Raw genomic sequence first — 13,602 nt, 5'->3', positions numbered from 1 at the left:
TAAAACAGAATGAATGACGAGGGAAGTTTCGGCCTGTCTTATTCAGGGTGTTTGATCAGCGATGGAAATTCGCTGGTAACTTGCCTTTGTTTGACTTAGCTGGTGGGGTGGCAATTTTTTAATTGGTAAAAATTAACATTTTTGTTTAAAGGAAAAGCCGGTATTTTCCTTTGCAAATCCCCATCCTTATTGCCAGTTCAATTAAAAATATGTCTGATCCTATTAGCGGCCAAGCCGCGCCGGGGGCGTCGGCGCCAGATCACGGCCTGCTCGGCCTGGTGCTGCTGGCCCAGTTCCACGGCATCGCCGCCGACCCCGAGCAACTCGCCCACCAATTCGGCCGCTCCGCCGAATCCTTCTCCGAAACCGATCTCCTCCTCGCCGCCAAGCATCTGGAACTGAAAGCCAAGATCGTCCAGCAGCCGCTGGACCGCATCGGCCTGATGGCCTTGCCGGCGCTGGCGCTGGCGGCCAATGGCGAGCACTTCATCGTCGCCCGCTGCGACGGCGACAAAGTCTTGATCCACGATCTGAAGCAGGGTCGTCCCGCGGTGTTGAGCCTGGACGAGCTGGCGGCGCGCTACGACGGCCGGCTGCTGGTGGTCGCCTCGCGCGCCTCGGCGGCGGGGGCCTTGGTCAAGTTCGATTTCACCTGGTTCGTGCCGGCCATCGTCAAGTACCGCAAGCTGCTGCTGGAAGTGCTGGGCGTGTCCTTCGTGCTGCAGTTGTTCGCGCTGGTGACGCCGCTGTTTTTCCAGGTGGTGATGGACAAGGTGCTGGTCAACCGCGCCTTCAATACGCTGGACGTGATCGCCGTCGGCCTGCTGGCGCTGTCGGTGTTCAACGTGATCCTGTCCGCCTTGCGCGGCCACGTGTTCGCCCACACCACCAGCCGCATCGACGTGGAGCTGGGCGCGCGCTTGTTCCGCCATCTGCTGGCGCTGCCGCTGGCCTATTACGAGGCGCGGCGGGTCGGCGACACGGTGGCGCGGGTGCGCGAGCTGGACAGCATCCGCAATTTCCTCACCGGCCAGGCGCTGACCACGGTGCTGGACCTGCTGTTCTCCTTCGTGTTCCTGGCGGTGATGTTCTATTACAGCGGCTGGCTGACGCTGATCGTGGTGATCTCGCTGCCGTGCTACGCCGCCTGGTCGGCCATGCTGACGCCGGTGCTGCGCCGGCGGCTGGACGAGAAGTTCGCCCGCGGCGCCGACAACCAGTCCTTTCTGGTGGAGTCGGTGGGCGGCATCGGCACCATCAAGTCGATGGCGGTGGAGCCGCACATGACCCGGCGCTGGGACAACCAGCTGGCGGCTTACGTGGCCGCCGGCTTCCGCGTGACGCGGCTGGCCAATATCGGCCAGAACGGCGTGCAGCTGATCCAGAAGCTGGTGACGGTGGCCACCTTGTGGCTGGGGGCCAAGCTGGTGATCGGCGGCGATCTGTCGGTCGGCCAGCTGATCGCCTTCAATATGCTGGCTGGCCAGGTGGCGGCGCCGGTGGTGCGCCTGGCCCAGTTGTGGCAGGACTTCCAGCAGGTGGGCATCTCGGTGGAGCGGCTGGGGGACATCCTCAACACCCGCACCGAGCTGCCGGCCAGCCGCGCGGCGCTGCCGCCCATCCAGGGCAAGATCGAGTTCGATCAGGTGGTGTTCCGCTACCGCCCGGATGGCCCGGAAATCCTGCGCAAGCTGAGCCTGGACATCCGCGCCGGCGAGGTGGTGGGCATCGTCGGCCGCTCCGGCTCCGGCAAGAGCACGCTGACCAAGCTGGTGCAGCGGCTGTACGTGCCGGAATCCGGCCGCGTGCTGGTGGACGGCAATGACCTGGCCCTGGCCGATCCGGCCTGGCTGCGCCGCCAGATCGGCGTGGTGCTGCAGGAGAACCTGTTGTTCAACCGCAGCGTGCGCGACAACATCGCGCTGTCCGATCCCGGCATGTCGCTGGACGCGGTGATCCGCGCCGCCAAGCTGGCCGGCGCCCACGATTTCATCATGGAGCTGGCCGAGGGCTACGACACCATGGTCGGCGAGCACGGCGCCAGCCTGTCCGGCGGCCAGCGCCAGCGCATCGCCATCGCCCGCGCGCTGGTCTGCAATCCGCGCATCCTGATCCTGGACGAGGCCACCAGCGCTTTGGACTACGAGTCCGAGCGCGCGGTGATGCAGAACATGCGCGCCATCTGCCAGGGCCGCACCGTGCTGATCATCGCCCACCGCCTGTCCACCGTGCGCGGCGCCCACCGCATCATCGCGATGGACAAGGGCGTGATCGTCGAAGCCGGCAGCCACGCCGAGCTGGCGCAGAAACCGGGCGGCTATTACGCCCACCTCCACAGCCTGCAGCAAGGATAAGCCGCGATGAAACATCAGATTGAGGCGCTGCGGGGCTTCCTGCGCCGCTACCGCCAGGCCTTCGCCGACCATTGGTCCATCCGCCGCCAGCTCGACCCCAAGCCGCGCAGCGAGGACGAGCTGGCCTTCCTGCCCGCCCACCTGGAGCTGACCGACAGCCCGGCCTCGCCCTTGCCGCGCTGGAGCATGCGCGTGATCGTGGCATTGTTCGTCTGCGCGCTGCTATGGGCGCTGATCGGCCAGCTGGACATCGTCGCCGTCGCCGGCGGCAAGACCGTCAGCGGCGGCCGCACCAAGATCATCCAGCCGCTGGAGCCCAGCGTGGTCAAGGCCATCCACGTGCGCGACGGCCAACTGGTCAAGGCTGGCCAGCTGTTGATCGAGCTGGACGCCACCGCCGCCGGCGCCGACAACCGCAAGGCCGGCGACGCGCTGGAAACCGCCCGCCTGGCCGGCGCCCGCTACCAGGCGCTGCTGGCCGCGCTGGACAACGGCCGGCTGCCGCAGCTGGAGAAGCTGGACGGCGTCGACCCGGCCAAGCAGCTGAGCGAGGAAACGCTGGCCGTCGGCCAGTGGCGCGCCTATCAGGCCAAGCGCGATTCGCTGCAGGCCACGCTGCGCCAGCGCGAGGCCGAGTTGTCCACCACCCGCCAGCAGGTGATCAAGCTGCAGGGCACGGTGCGGCTGGCCGAAGCGCGCGAGCATGACTATCAGGAGCTGCTGGACAAGAACTTCATCTCCAAGCACGCCTACTTGGACAAGCAGCAGGCGCGCATCGAGCAGCAGGGCGATCTGGCCAGCCAGAAGAGCCGCATCCAGGAGCTGGCCGCCGCCATCGCCAGCCAGCGCGAAGAGCTGGAAGCGCTGACCGCCAACTTCCGCAGCGACGCGCTGGACAAGCTGCGCGAAGCGCGCGAGCAGACCACCCAGTCCGGCGAGGAAGTGAAGAAGACCGGCCGCCGCCAGGCGCTGACCCAGCTCACCGCGCCGGTGTCCGGCAGCGTGCAGCAGTTGGCCATCCACACCGTCGGCGGCGTGGTGACCGAGGCCCAGCCGCTGCTGGCCGTGGTGCCGGCCAACGAGGCGCTGGAAGTGGAAGCGCAGATCGAGAACAAGGACATCGGCTTCGTCCGGCCCGGCCAGGCGGTGACGGTGAAAGTGGAAAGCTTCCCTTACACCCGCTACGGCTACCTGGACGGCGTGGTGGAAACCGTCAGCCACGACGCGCAGCAGGACGAAAAGCGCGGCCTGCTGTTTCCCGCCCGCATCCGGCTGAAGCAAAGCCACCTGGTGATAGACGGCGCGCGCGTCAACTTGAGCGCCGGCATGGCGGTCAGCGCCGAGATCAAGACCGGCAAGCGCCGGGTGATCGACTACTTCCTCAGCCCGCTGCAGGAACACGTCGGCGAAGGCATGCGGGAGCGTTGAGATGAAGCTCCTGCTGATCCACCAGAATTTCCCCGGCCAGCTGCGCCACATCGCCGATGATCTGAAAACCCGGCCAGGCATCGACCTGCTGGCAGTGGGGCGCGACAGCGCTCCCGGCCTGCAGGGCGTGCGGCTGCTGCGCTACAAGCCGCACCGCCAGCCCAGCCGCCAGGCCCACCCCTATCTGTACAGCTACGAGGACGCGGTGCTGCACGGCCAGGCGGTGCTGCGCAGCTTGCAGCCCTTGGCCCATCGCGGCTACCGGCCCGACGTCATCCTCGCCCACCCCGGCTGGGGCGAGACGCTGTTCCTGAAAGACCTGTTTCCCGACGCGCGGCTGATCCACTACTGCGAATTCTTCTACCACGGCCGCGGCGCGGACGCCGACTTCGACCCGGAATTTCCGCTCAGCCTGGACGGCGCCGCGCGGCTGCGCGCCCGCAACGCGCTGCACCTGCTCAACCTGGAAAACGCCGACGCCGGCATCTGTCCCACCCACTGGCAGCACAGCCTGCATCCGGCCGCTTACCGCGACAAGCTGCACGTCGCGCACGAAGGCATCCGCACCGAGCTGTTGAAGCCCGACCCCGCCGCCGAACTGGCGTTGCCAAACGGCCGCACGCTGCGCGCCGGCCAGAAGATCGTCACCTACGTCGCGCGCAATCTGGAGCCCTACCGCGGCTTCCACGTCTTCATGCGCGCGCTGCCCGAGCTGCTGCGCGCCGAGCCCGATTGCCAGGTAGTGATCGTCGGCGGCGACGGCGTCAGCTACGGCAGCGCGCCGGCGGACGCGGCCAATTGGCGCGAAAAGCTGCTGCGCGAAAACCTGGTCGATCCGGACCGGGTGCACTTCCTCGGCAAGGTGCCGTACGACGTTTACCGCAAGGCGCTGCAGGTGTCGGCGGTCCACGTCTACCTGACCTATCCCTTCGTGCTGTCGTGGAGCCTGCTGGAAGCGATGGCCAGCGGCTGCCGCATCGTGGCGTCGGACACCGCGCCGCTGCGCGAAGTGATCCGCGACGGCGTGAACGGCCACCTGGTGGGTTTCTTCGACCGGGAGGCCTTGATCGAGAGGGTGAGAGAGGCGTTGCGCGAGGATGCGCCGGGGATGCGGCGGCAGGCGCGGCGGACGGCGGAACGGTACAGCGTCGAGCAGGGCTTGGACGCTTACAGGAATTTGCTGGGCATCGCTGCTTCTGATGCGGCGGATAGGGTGGCCGCGCAGGAAAGCGACGCCTGGCTTAGGCAGTAGTCCGATAACAGAAAGGTAAAAAATGGCAACTTCGCAAGAGAGCCCCGGCAAGGTATTGAATGGTACCGACAAGGGAGAGGTGATCAATGGCGGCGACGGCGACGACACGCTGAACGGCAATGGCGGCAACGATACGCTGAATGGCTATGAAGGCAACGATCTGCTGCAAGGCGGAGACGGCGACGATGTATTGAACGGCTATGCCGGCAACGATACCTTGCAGGGCGGGGCCGGGGATGATCTGTTGAACGCCGGCAGCGGCAACAATGTGCTGGCTGGCGGCGCAGGCAACGATACCTTGATAGGCGGCGTGGACGGCGATCTCTACCTGTTCAATCTGGGGGATGGCTACGACACGCTGACCGACAATGCCCAGGACAAGCGCGACGCCGCGGATACCGATCCGGCCTACCGCGACGAATTGCGTTTCGGCCCCGGCATCCGTCCGGAAGACATCCAGCTGGAGCATGTCGGCGACGATCTGGTGCTGTCGCACCGCAACGGCGACGACGCAGTGACGATCAAGGGTTGGTTCGCCGACAAGAGTTTCTGGATCGAGAAGATCAGCTTCGCCGATGGCGCCAGCTGGAGCACCGCCGACCTGGCGCAACGCGTGATCACGCAAACCGGCACTGACCGCAAGGAGGCGCTGACCGGCTGGATCGGCAAGGATCATCTGATCGGCTTGGGCGGCAACGACACCCTGAACGGCCGAGGCGGCGACGATTGGCTGGAAGGCGGCGCAGGCAACGACAAGCTGTTGGGCGACGATGGCGACGACACGCTGCAAGGCGGCGACGGCGACGATTGGCTGGATGGCGGCAGCGGCCGCAATGTGCTGGAAGGCGGCAGGGGCAACGACACCCTGATCGGCGGCGCGGACGCCGACATCTACATCTTCAACCTGGGCGACGGCGCGGACGTGATCCGTGAAACGGCCAGCGTGGATGTCTCGGCGCAGGACGAGATCCGCTTCGGCGCGAGCATCGTGGTGAAGGACATGGTTGCGGTGCGGGTGGGCATGGACTTGGTGCTCAAGCACGCCAACGGCAGCGACAGCGTGACGGTGGAGGGCTATTTCGCCGCCGCCGGCAGCCGCGTGGAGCGCATCGTGTTCGCCGACGGCACGGTCTGGACCCAGGCCGATCTGCGCGTCACGCTGACCGGCACCGACGGCGACGACACCCTGACCGGCTGGGAAGGCAGCGATGTGCTGATCGGCGGGGCCGGCAACGACGTGCTGATCGGCAACGGCGCATCGGACACCCTGATCGGCGGCATCGGCAGCGACACCCTGGTGGGCGGCGCCGGCAGCGACGTGTACGTGTTCGAGGCCGGCCACGGCCATGACGTGATCGCCGCGCACAATGTGGACGTGGCGGTGACGCTGCATGACGAGATCCGCTTCGGCGTCGGCATTTCGGTCTCGGACATCCGCGTGCAGCAAGTGGGCGACGATATCGTGCTGGTCCACGTCAATGGCAGCGACTCCATCACCATCCAGGGCGGCTTCAGCATCGAGCACGGCTGGCAGGGCCAGATCGTGTTCGCCGACGGCAGCGTGTGGCTGGGCGCGGAGCTGATCCAGCGCGTGGTGGGCATGCAGAACGGCACCGATGGCGACGACCTGCTGCAGGGCGAGGACGGCGCGGACATTCTCGACGGCGGCGCCGGCAACGACACGCTGATCGGCGGCAATGGCGACGATACCTTCCGCGGCGGTTCCGGCAACGACGTGCTGGTGGGCAACAAGGGCCGCGACGTGTTCGAGTTCGGCCTGGGCGGCGGCCGCGACCAGATCAACTACGGCGTGGCCGCGGCCAAGATGGCGCAGTACAGCAAGGGCGACCAGATCCGCTTCCTGGCCGGCATCAAGGCCGCCGATGTGAAGGTGTTGAAATCCAGCAATGATTTGGTGCTGATGCTGGCCAACGGCCAGGACGGCATCACCATCAAGAACGGCGCGGTAGACAAGATGGGTTGGGCCGGCGAGGTGGTGTTCGCCGACGGCGTCCGCTGGAGCGCGGCCGATCTGCAGAAGCTGATCGTGGTCGGCGGCAACGACACGATCAAGGGCAGCGCCGGCGACGACGTGCTGGTCAGCGTCGGCGGCACCGTGGTGCTGGAAGGAGGCAGGGGCAACGACACGCTGAAAGGCGGCGCGGGCCGCGACATCTACGTGTTCAACCTGGGCGACGGCAACGACGTCATCATCAACAACTCGGTCAACGTTTCCGGCAGCCACCAGAGCGAAATCCGCCTGGGCGTGGGCATCTCGGTTTCGGACATCGTCGTGGTGCGCGCCGGCAACGACGTGATCCTCAAGCACGTCAACGGCAGCGACTCCATCCTGATCCAGAACTGGTTCAGCGCGACTTCCGCCCAGGTGGGCAGCGTGATCTTCGCCGACGGCGCGAGCTGGACTTCGGTGCAGATCAGCCAGTGGGCGAACGGCCTGCATGTCGGCGGCGACGGCAACGACATCCTGATCGGCGGCAATGTCAGCGACACGCTGCAGGGCGGCGCAGGCAACGATGTGCTGATCAGCGTCGGCGGCAGCGCGGTGCTGGAAGGCGGCAGGGGCAACGACACGCTGAAGGGCGGCGCGGGCCGCGACATCTACGTGTTCAACCTGGGCGACGGCAACGACGTCATCATCAACAACTCGATCAATGTTTCCGTCAGCCACCAGAGCGAAATCCGCCTGGGCGTGGGCATCTCGGTTTCGGACATCGTCGTGGTGCGCGCCGGCAACGACGTGATCCTCAAGCACGTCAACGGCAGCGACTCCATCCTGATCCAGAACTGGTTCAGCGCGACCTCCGCCCAGGTGGGTAGCGTGATCTTCGCCGACGGCACCAGCTGGAGCTCGGCGCAGATCAGCCAGTGGGCTAGCGGCGTCATTACCGGCGGCGCGGGCGACGATCAGCTGCAGGGCGGAGCCGGCAACGACGTGCTGGACGGCGGCGCAGGCAACGACACCCTGATCGGCCTGGGCGGCGACGACACGCTCAAGGGCGGAACCGGCAATGATGTGTTGGACGGCGGCGCGGGACGCGACGTCTACATTTTTAATCTGGGCGACGGCCAGGACGTGATCCGCTTCGATGGCAGCAGCGCGGCGGTGGCGTGGAGCGTGGGCGATGAAATCCGCTTCGGCGTCGGCATCGCCGTCAGCGACATCGTCGTGGCGCGCAGCGGCTTGGACGTGATCCTCAAGCATCGCAATGGCCAGGACAGCATCACCATCCAGAATGCGTTGACCGTCAACGCCAACTGGGGCGGACACATCACCTTCGCCGGCGGCGCCAACTGGAGCCTGGTTGAACTGCTCAGCCTGTCCGGCGCGACACTGACCGGCACCGAGGGTAAGGACACGCTGACCGGGGGCAAGGGCAACGATGTGATCTTCGGCCTGGGCGGCGACGACGTATTGGTCGGCGCGGACGGCAACGACAGCCTGTTCGGCGGCACCGGCAATGACTCGCTGAATGGCGGCAACGATGCCGACCTGCTGGAAGGCGGCGACGGCGACGACACGCTGATCGGCGGCGAAGGCGGCGCCTATCGTAACGAAGGCGACACCTTGCGCGGCGGCGCGGGCAACGATGTGCTGACTGCAGCCTGGTATGGCTATGGCAACACTCTGGAGGGCGGAGCCGGCAACGATACGTTGACCGGTGGTTATGGCCGTGATGTCTATTTGTTCAATCTGGGCGATGGCCAGGATGTCATTCTGGATAAGGCGGCCAGCGCGAACGATGGCGGCGATGAGCTGAGTTTCGGCGCCGACATCAAGGAAAGCGACATCCAGGTGCTGCGCAGCGGCAACGACATGGTGTTCCGCCACGTCAACGGCCGGGACAGCGTGACGGTGAAGGACTGGTTTGTCGACAAGCTGTACTGGATCGAGCAGATCACCTTCGCCTCCGGCGTGAAGTGGATGGCGGAAGATCTGATGAAGCGGGAGCTGCCGCTGGTGGGCACCGATCTGGCCGATACGCTGCAAGGCGGCAACGTCCGCGACTGGATAGTGGGCGGTGCCGGCAACGATCTGCTAAAAGGCGGCGGCGACAACGACACCCTCAACGGCGGCATGGGCGATGACCAGCTATATGGCGAGGATGGTGACGACACGCTGTACGGCGAAGCTGGCGATGACACATTGATCGGCGGCAACGGCAACGATGTGCTGCAAGGCGGGGAAGGCAACGACAAGCTGTATGGCGATGCGGGCCGGGATACCTTGCAGGGCGGCGCCGGCAACGACTACCTGCATGGCGGCAACGATGCCGACCTGCTGGAAGGCGGCGACGGCGACGACACGCTGATCGGCGGCGAAGGCGGCGCCTATCGTAACGAAGGCGACACCTTGCGCGGCGGCGCGGGCAACGATGTGCTGACCGCAGCCTGGTATGGCTATGGCAACACTCTGGAGGGCGGAGCCGGCAACGATACGTTGACCGGTGGTTATGGCCGTGATGTCTATTTGTTCAATCTGGGCGATGGCCAGGATGTCATTCTGGATAAGGCGGCCAGCGCGAACGATGGCGGCGATGAGCTGAGTTTCGGCGCCGACATCAAGGAAAGCGACATCCAGGTGCTGCGCAGCGGCAACGACATGGTGTTCCGCCACGTCAACGGCCGGGACAGCGTGACGGTGAAGGACTGGTTTGTCGACAAGCTGTACTGGATCGAGCAGATCACCTTCGCCTCCGGCGTGAAGTGGATGGCGGAAGATCTGATGAAGCGGGAGCTGCCGCTGGTGGGCACCGATCTGGCCGATACGCTGCAAGGCGGCAACGTCCGCGACTGGATAGTGGGCGGTGCCGGCAACGATCTGCTAAAAGGCGGCGGCGACAACGACACCCTCAACGGCGGCATGGGCGATGACCAGCTATATGGCGAGGATGGTGACGACACGCTGTACGGCGAAGCTGGCGATGACACATTGATCGGCGGCAACGGCAACGATGTGCTGCAAGGCGGGGAAGGCAACGACAAGCTGTATGGCGATGCGGGCCGGGATACCTTGCAGGGCGGCGCCGGCAACGACTACCTGCATGGCGGCAACGATGCCGACCTGCTGGAAGGCGGCGACGGCGACGACACGCTGATCGGCGGCGAAGGCGGCGCCTATCGTAACGAAGGCGACACCTTGCGCGGCGGCGCGGGCAACGATGTGCTGACCGCAGCCTGGTATGGCTATGGCAACACTCTGGAGGGCGGAGCCGGCAACGATACGTTGACCGGTGGTTATGGCCGTGATGTCTATTTGTTCAATCTGGGCGATGGCCAGGATGTCATTCTGGATAAGGCGGCCAGCGCGAACGATGGCGGCGATGAGCTGAGTTTCGGCGCCGACATCAAGGATACCGACATCCAGGTGCTGCGCAGCGGCAACGACATGGTGTTCCGCCACGTCAACGGCCGGGACAGCGTGACGGTGAAGGACTGGTTTGTCGACAAGCTGTACTGGATCGAGCAGATCACCTTCGCCTCCGGCGTGAAGTGGATGGCGGAAGATCTGATGAAGCGGGAGCTGCCGCTGGTGGGCACCGATCTGGCCGATACGCTGCAAGGCGGCAACGTCCGCGACTGGATAGTGGGCGGTGCCGGCAACGATCTGCTAAAAGGCGGCGGCGACAACGACACCCTCAACGGCGGCATGGGCGATGACCAGCTATATGGCGAGGATGGTGACGACACGCTGTACGGCGAAGCTGGCGATGACACATTGATCGGCGGCAACGGCAACGATGTGCTGCAAGGCGGGGAAGGCAACGACAAGCTGTATGGCGATGCGGGCCGGGATACCTTGCAGGGCGGCGCCGGCAACGACTACCTGCATGGCGGCAACGATGCCGACCTGCTGGAAGGCGGCGACGGCGACGACACGCTGATCGGCGGCGAAGGCGGCGCCTATCGTAACGAAGGCGACACCTTGCGCGGCGGCGCGGGCAACGATGTGCTGACCGCAGCCTGGTATGGCTATGGCAACACTCTGGAGGGCGGAGCCGGCAACGATACGTTGACCGGTGGTTATGGCCGTGATGTCTATTTGTTCAATCTGGGCGATGGCCAGGATGTCATTCTGGATAAGGCGGCCAGCGCGAACGATGGCGGCGATGAGCTGAGTTTCGGCGCCGACATCAAGGAAAGCGACATCCAGGTGCTGCGCAGCGGCAACGACATGGTGTTCCGCCACGTCAACGGCCGGGACAGCGTGACGGTGAAGGACTGGTTTGTCGACAAGCTGTACTGGATCGAGCAGATCACCTTCGCCTCCGGCGTGAAGTGGATGGCGGAAGATCTGATGAAGCGGGAGCTGCCGCTGGTGGGCACCGATCTGGCCGATACGCTGCAAGGCGGCAACGTCCGCGACTGGATAGTGGGCGGTGCCGGCAACGATCTGCTAAAAGGCGGCGGCGACAACGACACCCTCAACGGCGGCATGGGCGATGACCAGCTATATGGCGAGGATGGTGACGACACGCTGTACGGCGAAGCTGGCGATGACACATTGATCGGCGGCAACGGCAACGATGTGCTGCAAGGCGGGGAAGGCAACGACAAGCTGTATGGCGATGCGGGCCGGGATACCTTGCAGGGCGGCGCCGGCAACGACTACCTGCATGGCGGCAACGATGCCGACCTGCTGGAAGGCGGCGACGGCGACGACACGCTGATCGGCGGCGAAGGCGGCGCCTATCGTAACGAAGGCGACACCTTGCGCGGCGGCGCGGGCAACGATGTGCTGACTGCAGCCTGGTATGGCTATGGCAACACTCTGGAGGGCGGAGCCGGCAACGATACGTTGACCGGTGGTTATGGCCGTGATGTCTATTTGTTCAATCTGGGCGATGGCCAGGATGTCATTCTGGATAAGGCGGCCAGCGCGAACGATGGCGGCGATGAGCTGAGTTTCGGCGCCGACATCAAGGAAAGCGACATCCAGGTGCTGCGCAGCGGCAACGACATGGTGTTCCGCCACGTCAACGGCCGGGACAGCGTGACGGTGAAGGACTGGTTTGTCGACAAGCTGTACTGGATCGAGCAGATCACCTTCGCCTCCGGCGTGAAGTGGATGGCGGAAGATCTGATGAAGCGGGAGCTGCCGCTGGTGGGCACCGATCTGGCCGATACGCTGCAAGGCGGCAACGTCCGCGACTGGATAGTGGGCGGTGCCGGCAACGATCTGCTAAAAGGCGGCGGCGACAACGACACCCTCAACGGCGGCATGGGCGATGACCAGCTATATGGCGAGGATGGTGACGACACGCTGTACGGCGAAGCTGGCGATGACACATTGATCGGCGGCAACGGCAACGATGTGCTGCAAGGCGGGGAAGGCAACGACAAGCTGTATGGCGATGCGGGCCGGGATACCTTGCAGGGCGGCGCCGGCAACGACTACCTGCATGGCGGCAACGATGCCGACCTGCTGGAAGGCGGCGACGGCGACGACACGCTGATCGGCGGCGAAGGCGGCGCCTATCGTAACGAAGGCGACACCTTGCGCGGCGGCGCGGGCAACGATGTGCTGACCGCAGCCTGGTATGGCTATGGCAACACTCTGGAGGGCGGAGCCGGCAACGATACGTTGACCGGTGGTTATGGCCGTGATGTCTATTTGTTCAATCTGGGCGATGGCCAGGATGTCATTCTGGATAAGGCGGCCAGCGCGAACGATGGCGGCGATGAGCTGCGTTTCGGCGCCGACATCAAGGATACCGACATCCAGGTGCTGCGCAGCGGCAACGACATGGTGTTCCGCCACGTCAACGGCCGAGACAGCGTGACGGTGAAGGACTGGTTCGCCAGCCAGCTGAACTGGATCGAGCAGATCACCTTCGCCAGCGGCGTGAAGTGGACGGCCGACCAGCTGATGAAGCAAGGCGTGCCGCTGGTGGGCACCGAGCTGGGCGACACGCTGCGCGGCGGCGACGTCGACGACTGGATCCAGGGCAACGGCGGCAACGACTCGCTGTACGGCGGCAACGGCAACGACCTGATCGAAGGCGGAGCGGGCGACGACGGCCTGTTCGGCGAAGAAGGCAACGACACGCTGCGCGGCGGCATCGGCAACGATACGCTGAATGGTGGTAACGGCAACGATACCTACCGTTTCGGCCGCGGCGACGGCGCGGATCTGGTGCAGGATTCCGGCGGGCAGGACGCGCTGGAGTTCGACCCGGGCGTCAATGCCGACCAGCTGTGGTTCCGCAAGCAGAACAACAGTCTGGAAGTCAGCGTGATCGGCGGCGGCGACAAGGTGGTGGTGGAAAACTGGTTCGGCAATGCCGCCAACCAGCTGGAAACCATCCGTTCCGGCGACGGCAAGGCGCTGGCGGCTTCGCAGGTGCAGGCGCTGGTGACGGCGATGGCGGCGTTCAACCCGCCGGCGGCGGGCCAGATGACCCTGCCGGCCGATTACCAGGCGGCATTGCAGCCGGTGATGGCATCCAGCTGGAAGTAAGCGCTTAGCCCCGCCGCGCCTTGCGCGCGGCAGGGCCGCAAAAAACGACAGCCCCGCCGGCTCATGCCGCGGGGCTGTTTTCATGGCCG

Annotated in this window: 4 protein-coding genes; all 4 read left to right on the top strand. The window is 65.3% G+C overall.

Annotation, left to right across the window (positions count from 1 at the left end):
- Window positions 1-209 precede the first annotated feature (209 nt).
- The 4 genes from BKX93_RS12815 to BKX93_RS25710 are packed head-to-tail and all read left to right on the top strand — an operon-like array spanning window position 210 to window position 13,513.
- Window positions 210-2,354 carry a type I secretion system permease/ATPase gene (locus BKX93_RS12815; RefSeq protein ID WP_046168882.1) on the top strand — a complete coding sequence of 715 codons (2,145 nt, stop codon included), beginning with the start codon at window positions 210-212 and terminating at the stop codon, window positions 2,352-2,354.
- 6 nt (window positions 2,355-2,360) lie between these two features.
- Window positions 2,361-3,782: an HlyD family type I secretion periplasmic adaptor subunit gene (locus BKX93_RS12810; RefSeq protein WP_046168881.1), complete on the top strand. Its 1,422-nt coding sequence runs from the start codon at window positions 2,361-2,363 to the stop codon at window positions 3,780-3,782.
- Window position 3,783: 1 nt separating this feature from the next.
- Window positions 3,784-5,034: a glycosyltransferase family 4 protein gene (locus tag BKX93_RS12805; protein ID WP_046168880.1), complete on the top strand. Its 1,251-nt coding sequence runs from the start codon at window positions 3,784-3,786 to the stop codon at window positions 5,032-5,034.
- A 22-nt stretch (window positions 5,035-5,056) separates the two neighbouring features.
- Window positions 5,057-13,513, top strand: a complete 8,457-nt coding sequence (locus BKX93_RS25710) for a calcium-binding protein (RefSeq protein ID WP_145929311.1) — start codon at window positions 5,057-5,059, stop codon at window positions 13,511-13,513.
- The last annotated feature ends 89 nt before the right edge of the window (window positions 13,514-13,602 follow it).

The organism is Chromobacterium vaccinii, from assembly GCF_001855275.1.
Taxonomy (GTDB): domain Bacteria; phylum Pseudomonadota; class Gammaproteobacteria; order Burkholderiales; family Chromobacteriaceae; genus Chromobacterium; species Chromobacterium vaccinii.
This window is presented reverse-complemented; position numbering and strand designations above follow the sequence as displayed.

What these genes read in the sequence shown, in the direction of transcription:
- BKX93_RS25710 (WP_145929311.1), top strand. Translation starts at nt 5,057, where the DNA reads ATGGCAACTTCGCAAGAGAGCCCCGGCAAGGTATTGAATGGTACCGAC.
- BKX93_RS12805 (WP_046168880.1), top strand. Translation starts at nt 3,784, where the DNA reads ATGAAGCTCCTGCTGATCCACCAGAATTTCCCCGGCCAGCTGCGCCAC.
- BKX93_RS12815 (WP_046168882.1), top strand. Translation starts at nt 210, where the DNA reads ATGTCTGATCCTATTAGCGGCCAAGCCGCGCCGGGGGCGTCGGCGCCA.
- BKX93_RS12810 (WP_046168881.1), top strand. Translation starts at nt 2,361, where the DNA reads ATGAAACATCAGATTGAGGCGCTGCGGGGCTTCCTGCGCCGCTACCGC.